Genomic DNA, 23,507 nt, shown 5'->3' with positions numbered 1-23,507 from the left:
AATTATCCCTCTGCCCATTTGGGTTTGCGTTTGTCGAAGAATGCGGAAATGCCCTCGCGTGCCTCATCCGAAAGCATCGCCTCGGCAAATGTTTCAGCCGCCATCTGGCGTTGTTCATCGCGAGTTTGAAATGCCAGCGCCGCCAGTTGCCGTTTGATCGTCGCCAGCGCCTGTGGCGCGGCGGCCATCACCTTTTTCTGTTGAGCAGCAAGTGCTTCGTCCATGTCAGTCGTGACCAGATCCACCAGGCCAACTGCCCGCGCCGCATCGGTGTCCAACATCGCGCCCGTCATCATCATCCGACGCGCATTGGGCATTCCCAAGCGTGCAACCACGAAAGGTGCGATCTGAGCAGGTGTCAGGCCGATGCGGGTTTCAGAAAGGCTGAATTTTGTGTCTTCGGACGCGATCACCATGTCGCCGATGCAGGCCAGACCAAAACCACCGGCCATCACCGCGCCCTCTACCGCCATCACGGTGAATTGCGGCAAGGCTGCTATTGAATCGAACAAGTCAGCCGCGCGCAGGCTGAGCGCCACGACGTCTTCTTTCGAAGCGCCGCCATGAAACACCGTCTTGAAGGATTTCAGATCGCCGCTGCGGCGCAAAAGATGCCGCCACGCCCTCGGAAGGTGACGCCTCGGACAGGGGCCGATTGCAGCGCGGAACAAAGATCAATCAACGCCTCAACCCGGTCGTTCGTCAGCGGGTTGCGCTTTTCGGGCTCGTTGAACCAGACGGTCAGCCAGGCGCCGTCCAGTTCCAAATCCAGATGTTGTGATGTTGGCAGCATGATCAGAACCTGTGCACGCCGTAAGAGGTCGGTTTGACCTTGCGCGCACGACCCTCAAGGCAAGTTTCCAGGCAGAACCCCAAGACCCGACGCGTATCGCGCGGGTCAATCACGCCGTGGTCGATACAGCGGCCCGAGGTATAGAAAGCCCCTTCCTGGCTGGTGAAATGTTGAGTGATCATCGCCGTCTGCATCTTGAGCTTGTCTTCGTCCGGCTCGATGCCCTTACGCTTCATCCCGGCCCGCGCGACCATTTCCATCGTGCCGGCCGCCTGTTCACCGCCCATCACACCGGTGGCTGCGTTGGGCCAGGCAAAGAGGAAGTCGGGGTCATAGGCATAGCCACACATGCCATAATTCCCGGCCCCAAAGCTCGCCCCGATATAAAGCGTGATCTTGGGCACATCGACCGAGGTGACGGCCTGGATCATCTTGGCGCCATGCTTGATCATGCCGCCCTGTTCAGACTGGGTGCCAACCATGAACCCGGTGATATTATTGAGGAAAACCAGTGGCGTGTCGCTTTGCACACAGAGCTGGATGAACTGGCTGGCCTTATTGGCCCCGTCGGGGTCCAAGGGGCCGTTATTGCCAAGGATGCCCACGGAAATACCGTTAATCGCCGCCTGCAAACAGACTGTAGCCGCGCCGTAACCGGGTTTGAAATCCTCAAACTCCGACCCGTCCACGATCCGCGCCACAACCTCGCGCACGTCATATGGGATGCGATAGTCCGTTGGCACCACGCCCGCGATCTCGTCGGCGTCGTATTTGGGCGGCGGCACCTCTTTGGCGCGTCGCTCGGGCAGTGACTTGTTCCAATCCAGCCGCGCCATCACATCACGGGCCATGGCCACACCGTGGGCGTCATCCTCGGCCAGATATTCCACCAGGCCGGATTTGGTTGCGTGCATTTCTGATCCACCCAAATCACGGTCGTTGGCTTTCTCGCCGGTCGCCGCGTGAGTGAGAGCCGCCCCGGCCAAAGCCGCCATGCCGTTCTTCTTCACCCCAACCACATAATCGGCCAGCCCTGGCATATAAGCCCCACCCGCCGTGGATGGCCCATGCAAAACCGCAACGTTCGGCAGGCCAGCGGCCGAGTGGCGCGCCAGATTGCGGAACAGCTTGCCGCCGTTGGCCCAGAACTCGACCTTGTATTCCATCAGGTTGGCCCCGGCGCTTTCCACCAGATGCACAAACGGCAGGTTCTGTTTGAGCGCCATGTCCTGCGCGCTCAGGAAGGCGGCACCCGACATTTCGACCATCGACCCCGCTTTGATCCCGGCGTCATCGACAATTATCATGCAGCGCACGCCCGAGATAAAGCCGATACCTACGATCAGCGACGCGCCCGGCACAGATTTCTCGGGGTTTTTGTTGTCCACACAGTAGCCCGCCAAACCGTGGATTTGCAGGAACGGCATGCCCGGATCAAGCAGATGCGCCAGACGGTCACGCGGGGTGATCTGTCCGCGCGCCTCCATGCGTTCGCGTCGCTGTTCTGACAAGGCCACAGGCCTTGCTTCGAGCGCGCGCATCTCATCGATCAGCGCCATCATGTCAGCACGGTTCTTGGCGTAGGTTTCTGAGTCGCGAACGACCTGACTGACGAACCCCATCAGAGGCCTCCCTCACTTGAATTGACGATCAGCCCTGCCGGGATTTGCACCGGCGTGGCGAGCAGGATTTGGGCATAACTCTTGCCCTGGGCATCGTTGCGCAGCGAGGTGACACCGCCCCCGCCCAGCGCATCATGCAGCAGAATATTCATCGAATGGGTGCCCGGCAGATGGTAACGGTCGATGCCGCCTTGCAAGTAGTCCGCAAAACGTGCCGCTATCACATCCTCGCTAAGCGCTGCCCAGATGTAGGGCAGATAGGCGGGATGCCGTGCAATGACGCCGATGTTGGCCTTGTTGCCCTTATCGCCAGACCGTGCCCAGGCGAGATCTTCCAGGCTGCGTAAGGTCATGTCGGCGCTGGTGTCGGGTGCTTGCGGCACGCCGGGTGCTGAACCGGTCAGTGTGGATAGCGGAAGATTGGGCGTCTCGAATGCGACCTCTTCCCCATCCAACGAAACACGATAAGTCAGGTCGGCTGCGGGAACCAGAAACGAGAACAACGCAACCACTGGCGACGGTCTCGGTCGGCCGCCTGCGGTGAAGATGTGTAAACCCGGAGGTGTGGCCAAAGCTGCCCCGGTCAGCTCTTTCAAAAACAACCTAACGGCGCGCGCATCATCGTGATGCACCGCAGCCTTGAACGAAATCTCTTCATAGTCGCCCTCACCCGGCTTGCCACCGAATGCCTCAAAACAGACCTCACGGTAGTCGGGCGCCTTCATTTTATTCAGCACGTCACGGGCACGGTCCAGCCCAGCTTGGGCAAAGGCCTGCGCCTTGGCGTGCGCGTCACGACCGTTGACAAGAAACGTCAACCCAGCGCGAAACCCATCCGCCCAGGTGGCAGATACCTTGAGCTGCCCGGTGGGTGCCCGCCCTTTGGTGTCGGTGACGCGAACTCGGTCCGGCCCTTCCTGCTCCATTGCCACTTCAGTAAAGTCACAAGCCACATCCGGCAGCAGATAGGCGCTTGGGTCGCCGATTTCATACAGCATCTGCTCGGCGCAAGTGGCAGGCGTGACGCAACCTGTAGTACCCTCGGGCTTGGTCAGGATCATCGAACCATCGGCATCAACTTCGGCCACAGGATAGCCGATCTTGGCGATATCGCCGGACAGCTCCCAATCGGTAAAGTTGCCGCCCGTCACCTGCGGCCCGCATTCCAAAAGATGCCCCGCAAGCGAGCCCGCCGCCAGTAGATCGTGATCATCCGTCTGCCAGCCAAAATGATGCATACACGCGGCCAACGTCAGTGCACTGTCGACGCAACGCCCCGTGATGACGATATCCGCGCCAGCCTCCAGCGCAGCCACGATCGGAGCTGCGCCGATATAGGCATTCATCGAGGCGATCTTGTCTATCGGCGGCATCGGCGCGCCGGAAAACATCTCAACCTCATCTGCAAATGCGGCGGCGCGCGGCAACAAGTCGTCGCCTTCGACCACAGCCACGCGCAGGGGCAACCCCGCATCAGCGATCTTGGCCCGCAACGCCTCGGCACAGGCCACTGGGTTCACCCCGCCCGCGTTGGACAGGACTTTGACGCCTTTCTCGGCGATCGCCGACAGGTTTCGCCCCATCGCATCCGTCACAAAGTCGTCTGCATAGCCCTTATCCGCGTCCTTCATCCGGGCGCGGGCCATGATCGACATAGTTACCTCGGCCAGATAATCGTAGACGAGTACATCCAGATCGGGCACGCGCAAAAGCTGCGCCGTCGCGTGCTGGGCTTCTCCCCAGAACCCGCTGGCTCCACCAATTTTCAGTGGCTTTGTCACGTTACGTCCCTCCCTTCAGACGGCGAAACTCAGTTTACAGACCACCTGTTCTGTTTTTATGGTCCTGCTCAACCCCACCGGTCAACGGTGATCTGACAAACCGACGCCACGGAACATGACTGAGACACCAACGAACAAACCTTCGCTGCAAGACAAGCGCTCGCAAGCCATGCGGACCAAGATTTGCCGTGCGGCCATCGATTGCCTGGACCGGCTTGGCTATGCCGAGACCACGTTTGCCAAGATACAGGCCAAGGCCAATGTATCACGTGGGGCAATCACGCATCACTTTCCCACCAAACAGGCACTGGTGGCCGCCACGGCGATGCAACTGCTCAGCAACGCGCAGGGGCCTGTGGAACGTCCAGCGGCAAGCGTCGGTGTGCTGCCAGTCTACGACCTGATTATGACATCCTGGACCCGGATCGTGAATTCATCCGGAGGCCGCGCGATTGTCGAGATCCTCGTGGCCTGCCGCACCGATGCCGAGCTTTATCAACTGCTCGAAGACAGCTTGCTGGATTGGGACCAATCAAACCTCGCGCTGATCGCGCAATCCTACACCAGTGCGAGCGGTGATCGCGACGACACGGAACTGCTGTGGAGCATCGCGCGGAACTTTCTGCGCGGGCTGCTGCTGCACGAAAAATTCGTCTCATCACCCGAATACCTCACCCGGATGATGGACCGCTTTGCCCGCATGATGGAAACCCAGCTTTCCATTCGCCCCACCCCCGATCAGGAGATCGACACATGACATTGCCTTCCCCCTTCATGACCCCGGAGCGCGAGACCCTGAGACGGGACTTCGCCCGCTTTGTCGATACCGAGATCAAACCCAACATCGAAAAGTGGGAAGCTGATCGCGCGGTTCCAGCCGATTTGCACACAGCCATTGGCGACTTTGGCGTCTATGGGTTCGGCATTGACGAGGCTTACGGCGGGCTGGGGTTCGACGATGCCTTTATGCGCCATGACTTCAACGAGCTGCTCTTTGGTTGCGGCGCCTCGGGTGTCGCTGCCGCTGTGGGTGGACGCCTGATCTCAATCGCTCCGATCGCCAAATTCGCGTCCGAAGACGTCAAGAAAAAGCTGCTGCCAGAAATCCTGAGCGGGCGGATGATGTCGTCGCTCGGGATCACCGAACCAGGGGGCGGGTCGGATGTGGCTAGTCTGACGACCAAGGCCGAGCGCAAAGGCGACAAGTGGATCTTGAACGGCGAAAAGACATACATCACCGGTGGTATGGACGCCGAATGGTTCGTCATCGGCGCTCGTACCGGCGGGCCGGGATTGGCGGGGATATCGCTGTTTCTGGTGCCCCACGACGCGCCCGGCTTCAGTCGCACGCCATTGGGCGGCAAGATGGGGTGGCATTGCTCGCAACAGGCGACACTGCACATGGATGATTGCGAATTGCCCGAAAGCGCGATGTTGGGACCGGAAAACAAGGGGTTCATCGCGATCATGAACAACTTCAACTTTGAAAGGCTGTCGCTGGCCTCAGGCTCTCTGGGCATGATGAAGATCTGTTATGAAAGCGCGCTGGACTGGGCTCGCGAGCGCAAGACATTCGGACAACGTCTGATCGAGCATCAGGTCATCGCCCATAAGTTCGCCGAAATGTCTGCCAAGATCGACCTGAACGAGGCTTATATCGAACGCATCTGCTGGGCCATCAATCAGGGGCTGATGCCTGTGGCAGAACTGGCCAAAGCCAAAGTGCAGGCGACCAAGTCGCTGGAGTTCGTAGCCTCGGAGGCGATGCAGGTCTTTGGCGGCGCCAGTTACATGACCGGCAACCCGGTCGAGCGCGTCTGGCGCGAGATCAAGGTCATGGCCATCGGCGGAGGCTCCGAAGAGATCATGCGCGATCTGGCGGTGCGACAGATGGGACTGGCCGGGCAGTGATCGATTTCTGTCGCGCTTAACGGCAGGGTCAAAGCGCGCTCACTTTGCCCGATGCTGCGTCATGCTTGAATGGCGGATCTGCCCATCGGGTTTCAGCCGAAGCCTATCACAGCGATGCGAAAATTGATCACAACGTCAACTTTCGCAGGAATGTGCGGACCTGAAAGTCATGGGCGATACCGCGTAAATCGGCTATTTGCCAACACGCGTTTCATGAACATCAAAGCCCGCGTGAAGCAAGGCGGCTGGAAACAGGCGGTGCGGGAACGGGACGCCGACACCTTCGACTGGACCTGTAACAAACCCTTCAATTGAAAATTTGAGTGCGGCAAACGAAACCAGTCGTTCGCCCCTAGGGAACAAGCGGCAGCAAAGTCCCGTTGAGGCTAGTTCGTTCATCGGAAAAGAACGACCGCAATGGAGGCTGGGTTTTCGACACCGCCACTTTCAATTTGTGGGCCAGCCGGATTTGGATCGGTCAATGACGCAATGGGTGTATCGTTTATCGCCAACAGGGTGCAGGTGCGGGTCGGTCTCTCTAAATTTCGGCTGCTGAAAACGCATCGGCAAATCGTTCGATCTGCATATCGTCTTGGCCGCCTATGAGCAGATACTCATAGCCATCGTGCCCCCAAACGGCGGCGCTCATCCCTTCCATCTGCGACAGCGCAGGCTGCCGCCCACGCTCTTTGTTGGAGCGGATTATGCACAAGGCCAGTGGATCGCCAGCATCGGTCAGAAACGTCAGCTGAATCAGCGGGTTTCCATTAAAGCTGAGAACCTGGGCGCGTTTGTACTCCGCGCCCGGCAACATATCGAGTTCCGCTGGTGTCAGCATCTTACCGATAGCCACGGCCACCCGGTCCAATTCGACCTGCTGTTCAGCTTCGCTCTGCTCGATGTGCGACAGGGTCTCGGTGGAATAGAGCGCCTGATAGGCCGCCACATACTCCAACCAGCCGGGCTGCGAGGCGCGGTTCAGATAGACCCCGGAACCAAGCCCGATCGCCAAGGCAAGGCTTGCCACCAACGCGAGGGACGCGAAACTATGACCGCGTGGCGCCGCTGGTTCCGGCAGAACAGGCGCGGGCCGATCCTGCCCCAACAAAGCCGCGAACCCATCCGAAAGGGCCTGTTTGTCGATGTCCAACGCAGTAAGCCGCTGTCGCAGTAACGCATCCTCTTTCAAGGCCGACTCGATCGCGGCCATAGGCGCGTGCTCCTCCTCGCCGTCCAGATAAGCGACCAGCTCTTCGTTGGTGAAGGTTCTATCTGCCATGGCGCGTGCCTTTTACGTGTTCGAACATCTGGCTGATCGTGGCCCTTGCACTGGCCAGACGGCTCATGACGGTGCCGATGGGGATATCCAGTATCTCGGCCGCCTCTCGGTAAGCATAACCCTCGACATAAACCAGGACCACTGTGGCACGTTGCGCCTCGGGCAGGCGCAGGATGGCTACCATGACCTCGCGGTTGAGAACCGCGGTTTCCGGCCCGGGTTTCAGGTCACGAAGATCGGCATCCTCGATTGCGACCAGCCCGCCACCTGTACGCACGGCTGTCTTGCGCAGCTCGCTGATCCATAAGTTATGGGCAATGCGAAACATCCACTTGGCCAGATCGGTGCCGATCTCGAACCCCTCAGCTTGCTCGATGGCCCGCAAACAGGTGGCTTGTGCCAGATCGTCGGCCGTGTCAGGTTTGCACGTCAAGGCCAGACCATATCGCCAGAGTCGAGGAAATACGTCCGCAACTCCATCTCGCACTACTTCATGCGATGTCTGACGCCGCCAAAACTTCATTCCTCATCCCGTCTCGTTACTCTTCGCTTTCCGCCACCAGGTAAGCGATCAGATCGTCGATCTGCTGTTCCTTTTTCAGCCCCGCAAAGGACATCTTGTTGTCCGGCACCAGCTCTTTGGGCTTGGTCAGAAACGCCTTGAGCGTCTCGGCATCCCAGGTGAGCCCCGCTTCCAGTAGCGCGTCCGAGTATTTGAACCCTTCGACCTGCCCCGCTGGCGCGTCGACAATGCGATAGAGTGTTGGACCAACCTTGTTCTTTCCTTCCTTGACCGTGTGACAGGCCTTGCACTTCTTGAACACTTTCTTGCCAGCCTTGGCATCGCCCTCGGCCCAGGCTGTTGTGCTCAAAGCGCCCAAAACCAGCGTCGCCCTAATGATCATCCGTTTCATGCCGTGCCCCTTATCTGGCTTATTTTCTAGAGTGCGGGGCGGTGACACGCTTACCGCGTGTCACCGCTCGCACACAAAACAAACACTCGTTACTCAACTGTAAGACTATTTCTCGAAAATCATGCGCACGGTCACCGGTGTGACTCGCGTGATCCCCGGCAATTTGGCCAGTTTCATCAAGGTGTCGATGCCCGCATCAATGCCCAGATCAGCGGTCGACAACATGATCATGTTGGCCGTTGTCACCAAAACGCGATCTTCGCTCAGGCGGGCCACCAGCAGCTCGGCCTCGATGTCTGCCTCCAGACCAGCCAGCGATAAAACGCCCTCAAAATCGGTCAGGGTCGTTTCGCCGATGGCCAGTACGTCGAACTCTTCCATGTCGACTTCGCCTGCCAGTGTGGCCTTGGCGTCGGCTGCTTTGAACACATGCTCGATCATGCGCTCATTGCGAACTTCGATGTAGGTTTCGACGGAACCAAGGTTGATGGAAACCGCCAATTCGCCTGTTTCGCTGACCGTTCCGCTGACATCATCGAAATGATGTACTTCACCAACAGTGTCCTTCTTGATCGACCCAAAAGCGACGCTCGACTGGTCCGCAACCGAGGTCCAATTCGCGTGTCCGCCTGCGTGGGCAATGGTGGTAAGGCTGGTTGTCAAAATCGCCGCAGTGGCGAGGCGGGTCAGGTGGTTCACGGGATGTTTCCTCCGGTTATATCTCGCGCAATTGGCGCTCTGATATGAAAACGCCCGAGCCCGGGTATTTATTCGGAAGAAAGTGAAATAATCTGCAGGTTCCCTTTTAACTAACTGAAAAAATTACAAACTATTCCAAAGTATCAGAGGCGCGATAGGCCCTTGGCGTCACCCCAGTCCAAGACCTGAACGCCCGAATGAGAGCACTGGCTTCGCTAAAGCCAGTTTGATTGGCAATCTCTTCGACAGATAAATCAGACGTTGCCAACAACCGGACTGCCATGTCGCGGCGCACCTGCTTTCGAATATCGGAATAGTCCACCCCTTCGCGTTTAAGCCTGCGCCTCAACGTGTGACTGGGCAGACCCAACCTGCGCGACACCTCTTCCATATCGGCAAGCCGTCTCTCGGTTGCCAAAATGCCGTCCACCGTGACCGAAACCTCCAGCGCCAACCCCGCAGTGCCCGCCAATGGCAAGAACGCATCCAATGGCGTGCGGCGTGCGTAGGCAACCGCCTGTTCTTCGGTGCGGATCAGCGGCAGCTTCATCAGGCTCCGAGGTAGAGCCAATCCGCTGCTGGGTTTGTTGAATTGAACCGGGGCGCGCAGAAACATCATCCGATAGGCGGTGAAATGGGCAGGTGGTGGATAGTCGAACCAGGCGCGATTGATCGCCCCCTTGTTTCCTACCAACCAAGCGAGCATGCGGTTGACCAACACCAGGATCATCTCAACCGCCAGTTCGTTCAGCACCAAGCGACCGGGAATGCGCCGCATCACGAACACCGCATGCACGCCTTCCTCACGAAACTCGTACCGAAAGGAGTTGTCCATAAGGTCCATGAACTCGATGGCGCGTGCATACGCTTCCCCAAGGGTTGGCGCGTGGCTCAGGTGCGCTGCCATCATCGCCGTTATACCGATGCGCTGCGGGCGATCCTGCAATCCCCCCAATTCATCATCCAAAGACAAGGTCACCGTGCGCACAAGACGCACGAAATCGGGCGGCGTCAGCGGAGCCACCTGGGTGCCCAGCCCGGCGCGCGACAAGATTGCGGCAGGCTCCAACCCTCGACGCCGGGCCCCGGCGAGCATGTTCGAAGCAAAAGCGGCTGGGATGCGATTGGCCATGACTGTCAGATAATGTCAATTTTTCTGCACATCCAGATCATTGTCGCATCGCATCGACCCTGTCACGCTACGTTCCAAACCCTGATAGGAGATCACAGATGGCCACTGCTGCCTATATCTACGACGCCCTGCGCACCCCTCGCTCGCGCGGTAAATCCAGCGGCACCCTGCACGAAGTCAAACCGGTGCAACTGGCCGCAGGCCTCTTGCGCGAAATGCAAAGCCGCCACGACCTGGACACCAGCCAAGTGGGTGATGTGATCCTGGGCTGCGTGACGCCCATCGGCGATCAGGGGTCTTGCGTGGCAAAGGCCGCAGTGCAGACCGCACAGTGGGACGAAGCTGTGCCGGGGGTCCAACTCGACCGGTTCTGCGCGTCTGGGCTGGAGGCCGTGAACATGGCCGCCGCCAAGGTGGGATCGGATCAAGAGGATCTGGTTGTCGCCGGTGGCATCGAATCCATGAGCCGCGTGCCCATGGGGTCAAACGGTGGGGCGATGTTCGGGGATCCCGACATCATCCACGACCAGCTTGGCGTACCCCAAGGTATCGGTGCCGACCTGATCGCCACCATCGACGGCTATAGCCGCGAAGATGTCGACGCCTACGCCATGGAAAGCCAACGCCGCGCCGCGCACGCGCGCGACAGTGGGTGGTTCGACAAATCCGTGGTCCCGGTCAGGGACGAAGGCGGGCTGACCATTCTGGAACGCGACGACTTCATCAAACCCGGCACCGACATGCAAAAGCTAGGCGCGCTGAACCCATCCTTTGCCGGTATGGGCAGCTACGGCTTCGACGATATGGCCCTGTCGAAATATCCCCAAGTCAGCCGCATCAACCACGTCCACACCCCCGGCAACAGCTCGGGCATCGTCGACGGCTCAGCCGCGGTTCTGATCGGGTCCGAGAAGGCAGGCAAGGACCTCGGCCTTGAACCACGCGGGCGCATTGTCTCGGCCACCGTCATCTCGACCGATCCGGTGATCATGCTGGCAGGCCCCGGCCCCGCCGCCCAAAAATGCCTCGACCGTGCTGGCCTGACCGTGGATGACATCGACCTCTGGGAAATCAACGAGGCCTTTGCCTCCGTCGCCATGCGCTACATGAAAGATCTGGGCATCGACCACGAGATCACTAACGTCAACGGCGGCTCGATCGCCATGGGGCACCCGCTGGGGGCCACGGGCGGGATGCTGGTTTCAACCATGCTGGACGAGCTGGAACGCCGCGGCGCCAAACGCGCCATGATCTCGCTCTGTGTCGGTGGCGGCATGGGCATCTCGACCCTGATCGAGCGCGTGTAAGGAAGGACCAGACCTATGGCATTTGCATACGACAAAGACGCGGACGGCATCGTCACCATCACCATGGACATGGACGGCCCCGTCAACGCGATGAACGATCAATTCTGGCCGCTTTTCAAGGGTGCTATGGACCAGATCGAAGCCGAAGACGACCTGAAAGGTGTGATCTGGACCTCGGCCAAAGAGACCTTCTTTGCCGGTGGCGATCTGAACATGCTCAAGGGCATCACCCCCGACACGGTCGGTGATCTGTTCGAACAGGTCGAAGCGACCAAGGCCGTCATGCGCCGGATGGAGAAGCTGCCCGTTCCCATGGTCGCCGCCATCAACGGCGCGGCCCTGGGGGGCGGGTACGAGATTTGCCTCGCCTGCAACCACCGCATCGCCGCTGAAAACCCCAAGACCAAGATCGGCCTGCCCGAGGTCACTCTGGGCTTGTTGCCCGGCGGCGGCGGCGTTGTGCGCCTGACTTATCTGCTGGGACTAGAGGGCGCGATGCCTTTCCTGCTGGAAGGGCGTCAGCTCAACCCGCAAAAGGCGCTCAACGCAGGTCTCATCCACGAGGTTGTCGCCCCTGACCAACTGCTGACCCGCGCCAAGGAGCACATCCTGTCGGTGCAAGGCGACGCCACTGCCGTGACCCAGCCCTGGGACACCAAGGGTTACAAAATCCCCGGGGGCCCATCGACCTCGCCCAAAAACGCGCCGCGCATTGCGGGGGCCACAGCGATGCTGTTCAAAAAGACCCGCGGTCTGATGCCGGCACCCGTGCGCATCCTCGACATCATGACCGAAGCGGCAGGTAAAGTCGATTTCGACACCGCGCAGCGCTATGAAAGCCGCCGCTTTGCCTCTCTGACACCGCTCGCGCCGACCAAGAACATGATCGAGACACTGTTTTTCGGCATGAACAAAGTCAACGGCGGTGCCTCGCGGCCCAAGGACATCCCGCGTTCCAAAGTCGAACGTCTCGGCGTTCTGGGGGCGGGCATGATGGGTCAGGGCATCACCTATTCGGCCGCCATGGCGGGTATTCCGGTCGTGCTCAAGGATATGAGCATGGAAGCGGCTGAGCGCGGCAAGGCCTATACCGAAAAGCTGCTGGACAAGCGCGTCGACAAGGGCCGCATGACGCCTGAGCAGCGCGACGCGGTGCTTTCGTTGATCACTCCGACGGATAGAACCGACGATGTGAAAGGCTGCGACCTGATCATCGAAGCCGTGTTTGAAAAGATCGACGTTAAGAACGCGGTGCTGGCCGAGCATGAGGACCTGCTAGCCGACGGCGGTTTCTGGGGCTCCAACACCTCAACCCTGCCGATCACCCGTCTGGCCACCGCGTCGAAGAAGCCCGAGAACTATGTCGGCCTGCACTTCTTCTCGCCCGTCGACAAAATGCCCCTGCTGGAAATCATAGCCGGAGAGAAGACCTCGGACGAGACACTGGCACGCGCCTTTGACTTTGCCCGCCAGATCAAGAAGACCCCGATCATCGTGGGCGACAAGACCGGCTTTTACACCTCGCGCACCATCTCGACCAAAATGTTCGAGGCGCTGCAATTGGTGGCCGAGGGCCAAGACCCCGTGCGCGTCGACAACCTGTCACGCCTAACCGGCATGCCCACCGGGATGCTGTCGCTGCTGGATGAGGTACAGCTGAAACTGGCCAACGACATCTACGGCACTCAGGTGGAAATGGGCCTGCTCGACCCCGAGCAGGAAGCCACCCCCAAGCGCGCAAGATGATCCACGAGCTGGTCAGCCAGCACGACCGCCATGGGCGCGCCACCGGTAAGGGGCTCTATGACTATACGTCTGAGGGCAAGGTGATCTGGCCCGGTCTGTCCGCATGGCGCAAAGAAGGCACTGACCTGCCGGATCAGGACATTCAGGACCGCATCCTGTTCCGCGCGGTGCTGGAAACCCTGCGCTGTCTGGAAGAGGGTGTCTTGCGTTCGGTTGCGGATGGCAACGTGGGCTCGATCCTGGGCATCGGCGCACCGGTTCACACCGGCGGCTACATCCAGTTCGTGAACACCTACGGCCTGGATCGGTTTGTCGCGCGCTGCGAAGAACTGGCCGCGAAATACGGCGACCGTTTCACGCCGCCCGCGATCCTCAAACAGCATGCTTCCGAGCAGAAGCTGTTTGCCTAAACCTCTTTGCCAGGCCGTCGCTCAGGCGGCCTGGTGCTTTAAGGCCTGATCCAACAGAATCTGCGCTGCGGCCTTGGCATCGCGCGCAGGAGCGCCGCTGTTGATCAAAACCGAGGACACGATGGCCCCCTCTTTCAACAACAGCATCTGACTGCCCAAACAGTCCGGGTCTTTTGCGCCAGCCGCCTTGGCCAACGCCGTCAGATGCTCCAGCAAGATTTCCTTATGTCGCGCGGCCTGCCGGTGGATCGGGTGATCTGCCTCCTGAAACTCGGAACAGGCCTTGATGAACATGCAGCCGCGATAGTTGTCCTCTTCAAACCACTCGGCCAGCGCATCAAAGCCCGCGATCAACTGCCCTTCGGGCGTGTCCGCCATCTCGGCCACGCGGTGCAGGAACCACTCGCGAAAACTCCGGTCGCGCAGTTCAAGTGCGGCCAGGATCAAGTCGTCCTTGGTGCGGAAATGTTTGTACATCGAAGTCTTGGAGACCCCGGTTTCCACCACCAGCTTGTCCATGCCCGTGGCATGAAACCCGTCCCGGTAAAACACCTCCAATGCCTTGGAGACCAACTCGTCTTTCTTGTTCGGGCGCATCGCTCGTCCTTTGCATGAACTGATCAGTACATAGGTCACGCCGCCCCATGGCGCAACGATGTGGCCCGGTCGTGACAGGTTTCACACCCTTTCGTGTGTTTGACCCAAGGGGCAGATCACAAAACCGTATCTGTCTTGCAATAAGGTGTACCGATCTGTACATATAATCACAGGAGTTACCGATCTGTACACCCACACGAATGAAGGAGTTCCCCGATGCCTTGCCCCAAGAAATCAAAGCTTCCCCCTTCAACCCTGCGCTACTGGCCGTAGTTTTGTTGGTGGCCACGCTGACCTGAAAGACATCACAATGACACGTCCCCCCTGCCCCCATTTGACCGCGACAGTGCAATCCAAAAGGTGCGTCTGGCCGAAGACGGCTGGAACAGCCGCAACCCCGATGTGGTGACGCCCGCCTACACCGAAGACAGCACATGGCGAAACCGGAACGAGTTTCCCGCGGGTCATGAGCAAATCCACGCTTTTCTGACCCGCAAATGGGAGAAAGAGCAGGGGTACCGCCTGATCAAGGAACTTTGGGCCTTTGACGGCAACCGGATCGCGGTACGCTATGCTTATGAATGGCGCGACGCTGATGGGAATTGGACGCGGTCTTATGGCAACGAAAACTGGGAATTTGCCACCGACGGGCGCATGGCGCACCGGCATGCATCCATCAACGACCTTGCCATTGACGAAAAAGACCGCCTCTTTCACTGGCCCCTTGGCCGCCGCCCCGACGACCACCCCGGCCTGAGCGATCTCGGCCTTTAGGAGACACCCCATGCCCCGCGCCTTCAATAAGTTGATGTTCACCCCCGCCGTTTTGGCCCATCAAGAACGCTTGGGGTCTGCCAAAGCCTATGAAAAATTTCTGACCCAAGGCCCGCAAAGCGGCCATCTGATCGGCCCGGCAGAAAAAGCATTCATCGAGGCGCGCGACAGCTTTTATCAATCCACAATCTCGGAAACCGGCTGGCCTTATGTTCAGCATCGCGGCGGTCCGGTTGGCTTCCTCAAGGTGTTGGGAGAGAGCACTTTGGGGTACGCTGATCTGAGCGGCAACCGCCAGTACATCTCGCGCGGGAACCTCGACGGCAACGACCGGGTGGCGATGATCCTGATGGACTATGCCAACCGCCGCCGCCTGAAAGTCCTGGGTCGGGTGAGCTTTACCGAAGGCGAGCAGGCGGCTGCAAGCCTATTCATCGAAGGCTCCGAAAGCCAGCCCGAGCGCGCCGTGATCATCAAGGTCGAGGCGCTGGATTGGAACTGCCCAGCCCACATCATGCCGCGCTACACCGAGGCCGAACTGCGCCCGCATCTGAACCAGTTGGGGTTGGAAATCGCGCAACTCAAGGCCGAGAATGAGCGGTTGAAAGCGGAATTGGCAGACAGGTAAGTGAGTTGGGGCTAATTCGTCTCCACCATCACCTCTACCCCTGCCGCGCAGAAATCAATCAACTGATCCACCCGTGCCTCTACCGCGCCGGGGCTCAAAGCCTCGATCCGCCATCCCGTGTTCAGGAACGCCAGCATGGCCGACACTGAATAGACCTGACCGGCGGCAATCGATTGCCGGTCGGCTTGCGGATAGAGCCGCACAATCTCGTCAATGAACTGGCCCGCTGTGGGATCGAAACATTCTGCCGCAATCGCCCGCCAACGCGGATCGACCGAGACATGGGCGACAAGGCGGCCATAGGCCATCCATTGCGGCCCACCTTTCCGGGCCAGCGTCACATAGGGCCGGATGAAACAATCCAGAACCAAACGCAGTGTCAGATTGCCCTGCGCCCGGGCAGCATCCAGTGCCTCCAGCCTGATCCGCGACAACTCATCCGCGCGGCGTGCAACTATCTGGTGAAACAGCTCCTCCTTGCCACCTCCATGGTGATGAACCAGCCCCACCTGCACGCCTGCCTCGCCTGCGATATCACGGATCGAAGCACCATCGAATCCCCGCGCTGCAAACACCTGTTCTGCCGCATCAAAGATACGCGCTTTGGTCTGTAACGACCGCGCCGAAGGTGCCCTTTTGCGTTGTTTTTCCATGCAAATCTCCTGCTTGCAAAAACATATTGCCTTATTTTGAACGATCGTTCAAGTTAAGCGTCAGTTTTTTAGGAGGTCACATGTCGGAAACGCGCGCTGCTTACGCCCTGATCGGGGCGGGCCCGATGGGGCTTGCCATGGCCAAGGTGCTCAAGGAACAAGGCATCCCCTTTCGCGGGTTCGAGATGCACTCGGACGTGGGGGGCTTGTGGGACATCGACGGGCCAAAATCGACCATGTACGAGACCGCGCATCTGATCTCTTCCAAGACCATGACCGAGTTTGTGGACTTTCCGATGGACGAGGACGTGGCCGAGTATCCGTCACACCGCGACCTTCGTAACTACTTTCGCGCCTTTGCTGATCATTTCGGTCTGCGCGATCACTACACCTTCAACGCCGAGGTGTTGAAGACTGAGCCACTGGGGGGACCAGGTGATGGGTGGCGCGTCACCTGGCGGGACGTCGATGGCGATCATACGGCCGAGTTTGCGGGCGTCATGATCGCCAACGGCACCTTATCCGAGCCGAACATGCCTGACTTTCCGGGGCAGTTTGACGGTGAGCTGATCCATTCCTCGCAGTACCGCCGCCCCAGCCAATTTGACGGCAAGCGCACGTTGATCGTGGGCGCTAAGCAATTCAGGCTGTGACATCGCAGTAGATGCGATCCACCATGCAAAGCTGTGTGATCTGTCAATGCGGCGGGGCTACTATTTTGTGCCCAAATACGTCTTTGGCAAACCAGCCGACACAATGGGTGGGCTGATCAAACTGCCCATGTGGCTGAAACGCCGGATCGACGGGATGATCCTGAAATGGTTTGTGGGCGATCCGCAGAAGTACGGGTTTCCCAAGCCTGATTATCAGCTCTACGAAAGCCACCCGGTGGTGAACTCGCTGGTGCTTTATCACGCGGGCCACGGCGATTTGCGCATTCGGGCGGATATCGAGCGGCTGGACGGTAAGACCGTGCATTTCCGCGATGGCTCATCAGACGAATACGACATGATCCTGTCCGCGACGGGGTACAAACTACACTATCCATTCATCGACCGCGAATTGCTGAACTGGCAGGGCGACGCGCCGCATCTGTATCTGAACGCCATGCACCCCGAGCGGGATGACCTGTTTGTTCTGGGCATGGTCGAGGCCAGCGGGCTTGGCTGGCAGGGTCGCCACGAGCAGGCCGAGATGATCGTGCACTACATCAAGGGTCTGAAAACAGGTTGCTCGGTTGCCGGATCGTTGAAATCCGAAAAAGCAAATGGCTTTGAACGCGCCACGGGCGGCATGAACTACCTCAAGCTCGCGCGCATGGCGTATTATGTGGACAAAGCCACCTATCGCAACGCCGTCACCAGTTGGATTACCAAACTCAGCAAAGGCGCGCAGGCATGACCGGCATAGACGACATTACGTTGAATTTCTCGCCCGGCTCTCTGACCTTGCTAAATGCAATTCTGGCGGTGGTCATGTTCTCAATCGCCATTGACTTGAAACCCAACGATTTCAGTGCGTTGCGACGCGCGCCCAAGCCGCTTCTGGTGGGGTTGTGCTCCCAGTTCATCCTGCTGCCGGTGCTGACCTTCGGCCTGGTTCTGCTGACCGAACCCAGCCCCTCGATAGCCTTGGGACTGATCCTGGTCGCGGCCTGTCCTGGTGGCAATATCTCGAACTTCATCACTCACCGCGCGGGCGGCAATGCAGCTTTGTCGGTGTCAATGACAGCCTTTGCCACGGTGGGTGCGATCCTGCTGACCCCGATCAACATCGCGCTGTGGGGCGGCCTGTACGAACCCACCCGCGCAATCCTGCAAGAAACGCAGATTGACCCGGTGCAGATCGCGATCACTGTGGGGCTGATGCTGATTCTGCCGCTGGTGCTGGGCATTCAGCTGAACTTGCGGCGCCCTGATCTGACACGGCGGCTGCGCAGGCCGCTGCAACTGTTGTCCATGGGGATCTTTATCGCATTCATCGTTCTCGCTCTGGCGGCCAACTGGGGGTTTTTCCTGGCCTTCGCTGGAGCAGTTGCCGGGCTTGTCATCGTGCACAACGCTCTGGCTTTGGGGGCGGGTACGCTGTGGCCACTCTGGCACGCCTGTCCCCTTTCAATCGCCGCGCCGTGACCATTGAAACCGGCATACAGAATTCGGGCCTTGGGCTGGTGCTGATCTTTGCCTTCTTCAATGGGCTTGGTGGCATGGCGGTTGTCGCAGCGTTCTGGGGCATCTGGCATGCGGTCACGGGGTTGGGTCTGGCGGCGGTCATGTCCCGGACCGAGGCGGAACGATGACTCGCATCCTTGTAACTGGCGCCGCGGGAATGGTGGGGCGGGCCTTGTTGGAAGAGGTGAAGGGACATCAGCTTTTTGCCACCGATCTGACCCCGCCCGATCCACTGCCTGATTGCGTCAGCTATGCTCGCATGGATGTCACAGGCGGCGATCCTGAGCGCGTAATCGCGAAGGTGAAACCGGATGTGGTGGTGCATCTCGCCTCGATCGTGACGCCGCCCAAGGGTACAGGGCGCGACTTCGCCTACAACGTCGATGTGACCGGCACCCGAAACGTGCTGGACGCCTGTATCAAACATGGCGTGCGGCGGTTGGTGGTGACGTCTTCGGGCGCGGCCTATGGCTATCACGCTGACAATCCGGTGCCTCTGCGCGAAAGCGATCCGGTGCGTGGCAACCCCGAGTTTCCCTATTCCGACCACAAGCGTCAGGTCGAAGAGATGCTGGCCGAGGCGCGCAAGACCGCACCACACCTCGAGCAGGTCATTCTGCGCGTGGGCACTGTTCTGGGCGCGGGAACGGAAAACCAGATCACCGCGCTGTTTCACAAACCCCGGCTGTTGGCGGTGCGAGGCAGCGAAAGCCCTTTTGTTTTCATCTGGACCCGCGATCTGGTTCGCATCATCGCGCGCGCTGCCACCGATGGTCCAACGGGCATCTACAATGTCTCAGGCGACGGTTCGATGGGGGTCACGGATCTGGCACGCGCTTTGGACAAACCGGTGCTGCGCCTGCCCGCATGGGCGCTCAAGGCCGCATTGGCCGTGGCGCGACCTTTGGGCCTGTCGCAATACGGGCCCGAGCAGGTGCGGTTCCTGCAATACCGTCCCGTATTGGCCAATGACGCACTGAAAGCGGACTTTGGCTACACACCCGAAAAGACCAGTATCGAGGTCTTCGAGTTCTGGAGAAAGCAGGCCATCAAATGAAAACAGCGGTGATTTCTGGGGGAGCGGGCGGTTTGGGCCGCGCGCTGTCGGCAACTTTACAGGCTGACGGGTGGCAAGTTGTGCTGATCGACTTGGACATCTCGACGCTAGAGGCGAGCGATACGCAGATCCCCATGCAATGCGACCTGACTGACATGGAGCAACTTGGCGCAACCATGGAACAGATCACCATGCGGTTTCCACAGGTCGATCTGGCGGTCTACAATGCGGGCATCACTCAGATCGGCGCCTTTGACGCCACTGATGATGTCAGCCACCGCAAGGTGTTCGAGATCAACTATTTCGCGGCTGTTTCCATGGCGCGACATCTGCTGGAGCCGGTGCGCGCGGCCAAGGGCACACATCTGGCGATCTCTTCCGTGGCTGGCTTCTCGCCGCTTTATCACCGCACCGCCTATGCCGCGTCAAAACACGCGCTCGAGGGGTTTTTCAAATCGCTGAGGTCAGAAGAAAAGAAACATGGCGTACAGACCCTAATCGCCGCGCCGTCCTTTGTGGCAACCAACATCGGCAATGACCAGAGGCAGGAGGACGGAACGGCGCGGCCCGGATCGGCCACCGACGGGATGGACTATATGACACCCCAGGATGCAGCCGCCGAAATCCTGACCGGCCTGCGCAAATCCCGCCCGATGATCCCGGTCGGCCGCATCGCGCGCGCTGCGTGGTGGGTCAACAGCCTGTCCCCGCGCCTGTTCCAACGGCTGATGGAACGCCAGATCGACGGTCAGCACTAGAAGGACGGGGAACTCCCGCGCCCGCGTTGATCCCGGCTTCGCCAAAATCACTGGCGGTCTTGGGCCAGGCGCCTCGCCTGCGGCGCGGCGCGGTCCCGCTTGGTGCAACTGGCTCGCCCCAAGCACCGACCGCCGAGCGGAGCGAGGCCCGGCCCAACGGGAGGAGGGCATCTTTGATGCACGACCGACGGGCGGGAGCTCCCCGGCCTTCTGGAATTGCGGCTAAGACCAGAGACACATAGCTCCCCCTTGACCTTCCCCTAACTGGAACCCTTATCTGAGGCACGACTCAAGAAATGTTTGGCCTTGGATATGTCGCACCACATCACCACAAAGCTCCAGATCACCGGCATGGGCTGCGCGTCTTGCGTGGGCAAGGTCGAGGCTGTCCTGAACGCTTTACCAGGCGTCGATCAGGCGCAAGTGAACTTTGCCAGCGAATCGGCGCAAGTCAGCCATGATGCGTCACTTGTCGACATTGCTGCGGCCTTGTCAGACAGAGGCTATCCTATCGCGACCCAAGACACCCAACTGACCGTCGAAGGGCTTAACTGTGCCTCCTGTGTCGGTCGGGTCGAGCGCGCCCTCTTGGCAGCACCCGGTGTGATCTTGGCCAATGTCAATCTGGCAACAGAAACCGCAAGCGTAACCTTCGCCACCGGCACGACCGACCCAAGCATCCTGGCAGCAACCGTCACCCAAGCTGGTTATGCAGCCACACCGCCAAGCGAGACGTCCGAGATCACTGACCGCAAGGCCGAGGAAATCCAAACGCTCGCCCGCCAAACCCTCTTTGCGGCCCTTTTGGCGCTGCCTGTATTTGTGCTGGAAATGGGCGGGCACATGATCCCTGCCTTCCACCACTGGGTCCACGCCACCATTGGGCAGCAGACCAGCCAGCTGATCCAGTTTGCCTTGACCAGCGTCATTCTGATCGGTCCGGGCCGCATGTTCTATGCCAAAGGCCTGCCTGCCCTCTTCCGTGGCACTCCGGACATGAACGCCCTCGTCGCGATCGGGACGCTTGCGGCCTATGGGTTCTCGGTTATTTCAACATTTGCACCAGACCTGCTGCCCGCAGGCACCGCCAACGTCTATTTTGAGGCGGCGGCGGTGATCGTGGTCCTGATCCTCTTTGGTCGCCTGCTTGAGGCGCGCGCCAAGGGGCGCACAGGCGCAGCCATTCGCAAGCTCATCGGCCTGCAACCCAAAACCGCGCGGGTCGAGGTCGATGGCATCGTCACCGAACGTCCCATTGCCGAAATCGTGACCGGAGACCTTTTGCACGTCCGCCCCGGCGAGCGCATCGCCGTGGATGGCACGGTGCTGGACGGTCAGACCTATGTCGACGAAAGCATGATCACTGGCGAGCCTGTTCCGGTTCTCAAATCCGCCGGGAAAACAGTCGTTGGTGGTACGTTGAACGGCACCGGCGCATTGCGTGTCACAGCCACCAAGGTTGGTGCCGACACGGTTCTTGCCCAAATCATCGCCATGGTGGAACAGGCACAAGGCGCCAAACTGCCGATCCAGGGAATGGTCGACCGCATCACCGCATGGTTTGTGCCTGCCGTTCTGGCAACCGCTACACTGACCGTTCTGGTGTGGCTGATCTTTGGTCCTGACCCGGCGCTGTCGATGGCGCTGGTGGCTGGTGTGTCCGTGCTGATCATCGCCTGCCCCTGCGCCATGGGTCTGGCCACACCGACCTCGATCATGGTGGGCACCGGGCGGGCCGCTGAAATGGGGGTGCTGTTCCGCAAAGGCGACGCGCTGCAAGCCTTGCAGGACACCCGCGTCGTGGCCTTTGACAAGACCGGCACGTTGACGATGGGACGCCCTGAGCTGACTGATCTGATCACAACCGAAGGGTTTGACCGTGACGAGGTTCTACGCCTTGCCGCCGCTGCCGAAGCGTCGTCGGAACACCCAATCGCGCGCGCCATCACACACGCTGCGCCTGCCCCCTTCCTGATGTGACCGCATTTGAATCGCTCACAGGACTTGGCCTGAGGGCTAAGGTCGAAGGTCGCTCGGTCCTGATTGGTGCAGATCGCCTGATGACGCGGCAGAACATCGACGTCTCAGCGCTTGAGCCCCAAGCGCAAGAACTGGCGGCAAAGGGCAAAACACCTCTCTATGTGGCCATCGACGGCAAGCTTGCCGCCGCATTGGCCGTGGCCGATCCGATCAAACCGCAAAGCCACGACGCCATTGCCGCCCTGCACGCCCAGGGACTGACCGTTGCCATGATCACCGGCGACAATGCAGCAACCGCTCAGGCCATCGCCGCCGAGTTGCAGATCGATCATGTGGTGGCCGAGGTCATGCCCGGCGGCAAGGTCGATGCTCTGACCGATCTGCGCGCCCGCTTTGGTGCGGTGGCTTTTGTCGGCGACGGGATCAATGACGCACCCGCGTTGGCCTCGGCCGATGTGGGCATCGCCATCGGAACCGGCACGGATGTGGCGATTGAGGCCGCGGATGTGGTGCTGATGTCGGGCGACGTATCGGGTGTGACCAACGCCTATGAAATCTCGCGTCACACCCTGCGCAACATCCGCCAGAACCTGGGCTGGGCTTTTGGGTACAACACGCTGCTGATCCCGGTGGCGGCCGGTGTCCTGTATCCCTTTGGCGGGCCGCTTCTGTCGCCGATGCTGGCGGCTGGCGCCATGGCCCTGTCGAGCGTTTTTGTCCTGACCAACGCCCTGCGGCTGCGGTTTGTAGCCCGCTCCGCGCCTGCGACCCAAACCGCAGCCACGCTCGAACCCGCGCCAGCAGAATGAGAGGCCAACTATGAACATCGGAGACGTCGCCACCAAAACCGGCCTGCCCCCCAAGACCATCCGTTACTACGAAGACATCGGCCTTGTCGTTCCGGGCCGTAGCGACAACGGTTATCGCCAGTTTCGCGAACAGGACCTGCACAAGCTGACCTTTCTGGGACGCGCCCGCGCCTTAGGGTTCACCATCGAAGATTGCCGGACCCTGCTGGCGCTATACGAGGATGAGACCCGCGCCAGTTCTGACGTCAAGCGAGTGGCGAGATCGCACCTGACCAAGATCGAGGCCAAGATCGCCGATCTGCAGGCCATGCGCGATACGCTGACCCATCTGGTGGACTGCTGCGCAGGCGATGATCGCCCCGATTGCCCGATCTTACAGGATCTAGGTGGCACCAGTTGAACAAACGGGGGTTGCCCTGCGCCGCCAGCTTTGATTTGTCTCTGCGCGAGAGCGACCCTTGGGGAAAGGGACCGCACAGCCGAGAG

At 59.9% G+C, this 23,507-nt stretch carries 25 protein-coding genes and 1 pseudogene; 15 read left to right on the top strand and 11 right to left on the bottom strand.

All coding sequences use genetic code 11. The features are described from left to right. Positions 1 to 2: 2 nt before the first annotated feature. From ACZ1HE_RS06155 to ACZ1HE_RS06140, 4 genes are read right to left on the bottom strand one after another with little or no spacing between them, the layout of a single operon-like run. A complete protein-coding gene (locus ACZ1HE_RS06155; protein ID WP_472619994.1) occupies positions 3 to 608 on the bottom strand; it encodes an enoyl-CoA hydratase/isomerase family protein in 606 nt (201 codons plus the stop codon). Continuing rightward, a complete protein-coding gene (locus ACZ1HE_RS06150; protein ID WP_472619993.1) occupies positions 587 to 793 on the bottom strand; it encodes a hypothetical protein in 207 nt (68 codons plus the stop codon). The genes ACZ1HE_RS06155 and ACZ1HE_RS06150 overlap by 22 nt, the downstream gene beginning before the upstream one ends. A 2-nt stretch (positions 794 to 795) precedes the next feature. After that, positions 796 to 2,415, bottom strand: a complete 1,620-nt coding sequence (locus ACZ1HE_RS06145; RefSeq protein ID WP_472619992.1) for an acyl-CoA carboxylase subunit beta — start codon at positions 2,413 to 2,415, stop codon at positions 796 to 798. Next, positions 2,415 to 4,196 (bottom strand): acyclic terpene utilization AtuA family protein, encoded by a 1,782-nt coding sequence (locus ACZ1HE_RS06140; protein WP_472619991.1) that lies wholly within the window; start codon positions 4,194 to 4,196, stop codon positions 2,415 to 2,417. Before ACZ1HE_RS06140 ends, ACZ1HE_RS06145 begins: the two co-directional genes overlap by 1 nt. A gap of 115 nt (positions 4,197 to 4,311) precedes the next feature. Here ACZ1HE_RS06140 and ACZ1HE_RS06135 point away from each other — a divergent pair, with 115 nt between their 5' ends. Both ACZ1HE_RS06135 and ACZ1HE_RS06130 read left to right on the top strand, forming a co-directional pair. Then, positions 4,312 to 4,953: a TetR/AcrR family transcriptional regulator gene (locus tag ACZ1HE_RS06135; protein WP_472619990.1), complete on the top strand. Its 642-nt coding sequence runs from the start codon at positions 4,312 to 4,314 to the stop codon at positions 4,951 to 4,953. Next, positions 4,950 to 6,107, top strand: coding sequence for an acyl-CoA dehydrogenase family protein (locus ACZ1HE_RS06130; protein ID WP_472619989.1), 1,158 nt, complete (start codon positions 4,950 to 4,952; stop codon positions 6,105 to 6,107). Before ACZ1HE_RS06135 ends, ACZ1HE_RS06130 begins: the two co-directional genes overlap by 4 nt. Positions 6,108 to 6,645: 538 nt before the next feature. Here ACZ1HE_RS06130 and ACZ1HE_RS06125 read toward each other — a convergent pair. From ACZ1HE_RS06125 to ACZ1HE_RS06105, 5 genes are all read right to left on the bottom strand, one after another. After that, positions 6,646 to 7,386, bottom strand: coding sequence for a hypothetical protein (locus ACZ1HE_RS06125; protein ID WP_472619988.1), 741 nt, complete (start codon positions 7,384 to 7,386; stop codon positions 6,646 to 6,648). Further along, on the bottom strand, positions 7,376 to 7,909 hold the full coding sequence (locus ACZ1HE_RS06120; RefSeq protein WP_472619987.1) for an RNA polymerase sigma factor: 534 nt from the start codon (positions 7,907 to 7,909) through the stop codon (positions 7,376 to 7,378). The genes ACZ1HE_RS06125 and ACZ1HE_RS06120 overlap by 11 nt, the downstream gene beginning before the upstream one ends. Before the next feature lie 16 nt (positions 7,910 to 7,925). Further along, positions 7,926 to 8,300 carry a c-type cytochrome gene (locus ACZ1HE_RS06115; protein ID WP_472619986.1) on the bottom strand — a complete coding sequence of 125 codons (375 nt, stop codon included), beginning with the start codon at positions 8,298 to 8,300 and terminating at the stop codon, positions 7,926 to 7,928. A gap of 105 nt (positions 8,301 to 8,405) precedes the next feature. After that, positions 8,406 to 8,999: a YceI family protein gene (locus ACZ1HE_RS06110; RefSeq protein WP_472619985.1), complete on the bottom strand. Its 594-nt coding sequence runs from the start codon at positions 8,997 to 8,999 to the stop codon at positions 8,406 to 8,408. Between the two features lie 130 nt (positions 9,000 to 9,129). After that, positions 9,130 to 10,131 (bottom strand): AraC family transcriptional regulator, encoded by a 1,002-nt coding sequence (locus ACZ1HE_RS06105; protein ID WP_472619984.1) that lies wholly within the window; start codon positions 10,129 to 10,131, stop codon positions 9,130 to 9,132. A 98-nt stretch (positions 10,132 to 10,229) separates the two neighbouring features. Here ACZ1HE_RS06105 and ACZ1HE_RS06100 point away from each other — a divergent pair, with 98 nt between their 5' ends. From ACZ1HE_RS06100 to ACZ1HE_RS06090, 3 genes are read left to right on the top strand one after another with little or no spacing between them, the layout of a single operon-like run. Then, complete coding sequence (locus ACZ1HE_RS06100; RefSeq protein WP_472619983.1) at positions 10,230 to 11,438, top strand: acetyl-CoA C-acetyltransferase; 1,209 nt, start codon at positions 10,230 to 10,232, stop codon at positions 11,436 to 11,438. Positions 11,439 to 11,453: 15 nt separating this feature from the next. Further along, positions 11,454 to 13,184, top strand: a complete 1,731-nt coding sequence (locus ACZ1HE_RS06095) for a 3-hydroxyacyl-CoA dehydrogenase NAD-binding domain-containing protein (RefSeq protein ID WP_472619982.1) — start codon at positions 11,454 to 11,456, stop codon at positions 13,182 to 13,184. Then, positions 13,181 to 13,594 (top strand): hypothetical protein, encoded by a 414-nt coding sequence (locus ACZ1HE_RS06090; RefSeq protein ID WP_472619981.1) that lies wholly within the window; start codon positions 13,181 to 13,183, stop codon positions 13,592 to 13,594. The genes ACZ1HE_RS06095 and ACZ1HE_RS06090 overlap by 4 nt, the downstream gene beginning before the upstream one ends. A 21-nt stretch (positions 13,595 to 13,615) precedes the next feature. On the opposite strand, the gene ACZ1HE_RS06085 is transcribed toward ACZ1HE_RS06090, so the two are convergent. Then, positions 13,616 to 14,191, bottom strand: a complete 576-nt coding sequence (locus tag ACZ1HE_RS06085; RefSeq protein WP_472619980.1) for a TetR/AcrR family transcriptional regulator — start codon at positions 14,189 to 14,191, stop codon at positions 13,616 to 13,618. A gap of 360 nt (positions 14,192 to 14,551) precedes the next feature. Between ACZ1HE_RS06085 and ACZ1HE_RS06080 the strand changes: the two genes are divergently transcribed. Continuing rightward, complete coding sequence (locus ACZ1HE_RS06080; RefSeq protein ID WP_472619979.1) at positions 14,552 to 14,965, top strand: nuclear transport factor 2 family protein; 414 nt, start codon at positions 14,552 to 14,554, stop codon at positions 14,963 to 14,965. A gap of 10 nt (positions 14,966 to 14,975) precedes the next feature. After that, complete coding sequence (locus tag ACZ1HE_RS06075; protein ID WP_472619978.1) at positions 14,976 to 15,593, top strand: pyridoxamine 5'-phosphate oxidase family protein; 618 nt, start codon at positions 14,976 to 14,978, stop codon at positions 15,591 to 15,593. 11 nt (positions 15,594 to 15,604) lie between these two features. Here the strand turns inward: ACZ1HE_RS06075 and ACZ1HE_RS06070 are convergent, their stop codons facing one another. Then, entirely contained in the window at positions 15,605 to 16,246 is a 642-nt protein-coding gene (locus ACZ1HE_RS06070) for a TetR/AcrR family transcriptional regulator (protein ID WP_472619977.1), read from the bottom strand. Positions 16,247 to 16,326: 80 nt separating this feature from the next. Here ACZ1HE_RS06070 and ACZ1HE_RS06065 point away from each other — a divergent pair, with 80 nt between their 5' ends. From ACZ1HE_RS06065 to cueR, 8 genes and pseudogenes are all read left to right on the top strand, one after another. After that, the gene (locus ACZ1HE_RS06065) at positions 16,327 to 16,899 is read left to right on the top strand and encodes a flavin-containing monooxygenase (RefSeq protein WP_472619976.1); all 573 of its coding nucleotides are present in this window, start codon (positions 16,327 to 16,329) and stop codon (positions 16,897 to 16,899) included. A gap of 1 nt (position 16,900) precedes the next feature. Further along, positions 16,901 to 17,647, top strand: a complete 747-nt coding sequence (locus ACZ1HE_RS06060) for an NAD(P)/FAD-dependent oxidoreductase (protein WP_472624373.1) — start codon at positions 16,901 to 16,903, stop codon at positions 17,645 to 17,647. After that, positions 17,644 to 18,378: a bile acid:sodium symporter family protein gene (locus ACZ1HE_RS06055; RefSeq protein ID WP_472619975.1), complete on the top strand. Its 735-nt coding sequence runs from the start codon at positions 17,644 to 17,646 to the stop codon at positions 18,376 to 18,378. Before ACZ1HE_RS06060 ends, ACZ1HE_RS06055 begins: the two co-directional genes overlap by 4 nt. Then, positions 18,375 to 18,545: a hypothetical protein gene (locus ACZ1HE_RS06050; protein ID WP_472619974.1), complete on the top strand. Its 171-nt coding sequence runs from the start codon at positions 18,375 to 18,377 to the stop codon at positions 18,543 to 18,545. Before ACZ1HE_RS06055 ends, ACZ1HE_RS06050 begins: the two co-directional genes overlap by 4 nt. After that, positions 18,542 to 19,474 (top strand): SDR family oxidoreductase, encoded by a 933-nt coding sequence (locus tag ACZ1HE_RS06045; RefSeq protein ID WP_472619973.1) that lies wholly within the window; start codon positions 18,542 to 18,544, stop codon positions 19,472 to 19,474. Before ACZ1HE_RS06050 ends, ACZ1HE_RS06045 begins: the two co-directional genes overlap by 4 nt. Further along, on the top strand, positions 19,471 to 20,232 hold the full coding sequence (locus tag ACZ1HE_RS06040; protein ID WP_472619972.1) for an SDR family NAD(P)-dependent oxidoreductase: 762 nt from the start codon (positions 19,471 to 19,473) through the stop codon (positions 20,230 to 20,232). Before ACZ1HE_RS06045 ends, ACZ1HE_RS06040 begins: the two co-directional genes overlap by 4 nt. A 312-nt stretch (positions 20,233 to 20,544) precedes the next feature. Continuing rightward, positions 20,545 to 23,021: pseudogene (locus ACZ1HE_RS06035) on the top strand (heavy metal translocating P-type ATPase). Between the two features lie 10 nt (positions 23,022 to 23,031). Beyond that, a complete protein-coding gene (gene cueR / locus ACZ1HE_RS06030) occupies positions 23,032 to 23,421 on the top strand; it encodes a Cu(I)-responsive transcriptional regulator (protein WP_472619971.1) in 390 nt (129 codons plus the stop codon). Positions 23,422 to 23,507 lie beyond the last annotated feature (86 nt).

The organism is Falsiruegeria sp. JB4-1, assembly GCF_055693495.1.
The sequence above is the reverse complement of the archived record's forward strand: the minus strand, read 5'-3'. Positions and strand labels throughout refer to the sequence as shown.

What these genes read in the sequence shown, in the direction of transcription:
- ACZ1HE_RS06150 (WP_472619993.1), bottom strand. Translation starts at nt 793, where the DNA reads ATGCTGCCAACATCACAACATCTGGATTTGGAACTGGACGGCGCCTGG.
- ACZ1HE_RS06145 (WP_472619992.1), bottom strand. Translation starts at nt 2,415, where the DNA reads ATGGGGTTCGTCAGTCAGGTCGTTCGCGACTCAGAAACCTACGCCAAG.
- ACZ1HE_RS06135 (WP_472619990.1), top strand. Translation starts at nt 4,312, where the DNA reads ATGACTGAGACACCAACGAACAAACCTTCGCTGCAAGACAAGCGCTCG.
- ACZ1HE_RS06130 (WP_472619989.1), top strand. Translation starts at nt 4,950, where the DNA reads ATGACATTGCCTTCCCCCTTCATGACCCCGGAGCGCGAGACCCTGAGA.
- ACZ1HE_RS06125 (WP_472619988.1), bottom strand. Translation starts at nt 7,386, where the DNA reads ATGGCAGATAGAACCTTCACCAACGAAGAGCTGGTCGCTTATCTGGAC.
- ACZ1HE_RS06120 (WP_472619987.1), bottom strand. Translation starts at nt 7,909, where the DNA reads ATGAAGTTTTGGCGGCGTCAGACATCGCATGAAGTAGTGCGAGATGGA.
- ACZ1HE_RS06115 (WP_472619986.1), bottom strand. Translation starts at nt 8,300, where the DNA reads ATGAAACGGATGATCATTAGGGCGACGCTGGTTTTGGGCGCTTTGAGC.
- ACZ1HE_RS06105 (WP_472619984.1), bottom strand. Translation starts at nt 10,131, where the DNA reads ATGGCCAATCGCATCCCAGCCGCTTTTGCTTCGAACATGCTCGCCGGG.
- ACZ1HE_RS06100 (WP_472619983.1), top strand. Translation starts at nt 10,230, where the DNA reads ATGGCCACTGCTGCCTATATCTACGACGCCCTGCGCACCCCTCGCTCG.
- ACZ1HE_RS06095 (WP_472619982.1), top strand. Translation starts at nt 11,454, where the DNA reads ATGGCATTTGCATACGACAAAGACGCGGACGGCATCGTCACCATCACC.
- ACZ1HE_RS06090 (WP_472619981.1), top strand. Translation starts at nt 13,181, where the DNA reads ATGATCCACGAGCTGGTCAGCCAGCACGACCGCCATGGGCGCGCCACC.
- ACZ1HE_RS06085 (WP_472619980.1), bottom strand. Translation starts at nt 14,191, where the DNA reads ATGCGCCCGAACAAGAAAGACGAGTTGGTCTCCAAGGCATTGGAGGTG.
- ACZ1HE_RS06075 (WP_472619978.1), top strand. Translation starts at nt 14,976, where the DNA reads ATGCCCCGCGCCTTCAATAAGTTGATGTTCACCCCCGCCGTTTTGGCC.
- ACZ1HE_RS06070 (WP_472619977.1), bottom strand. Translation starts at nt 16,246, where the DNA reads ATGGAAAAACAACGCAAAAGGGCACCTTCGGCGCGGTCGTTACAGACC.
- ACZ1HE_RS06065 (WP_472619976.1), top strand. Translation starts at nt 16,327, where the DNA reads ATGTCGGAAACGCGCGCTGCTTACGCCCTGATCGGGGCGGGCCCGATG.
- ACZ1HE_RS06055 (WP_472619975.1), top strand. Translation starts at nt 17,644, where the DNA reads ATGACCGGCATAGACGACATTACGTTGAATTTCTCGCCCGGCTCTCTG.
- ACZ1HE_RS06045 (WP_472619973.1), top strand. Translation starts at nt 18,542, where the DNA reads ATGACTCGCATCCTTGTAACTGGCGCCGCGGGAATGGTGGGGCGGGCC.
- ACZ1HE_RS06040 (WP_472619972.1), top strand. Translation starts at nt 19,471, where the DNA reads ATGAAAACAGCGGTGATTTCTGGGGGAGCGGGCGGTTTGGGCCGCGCG.
- cueR (WP_472619971.1), top strand. Translation starts at nt 23,032, where the DNA reads ATGAACATCGGAGACGTCGCCACCAAAACCGGCCTGCCCCCCAAGACC.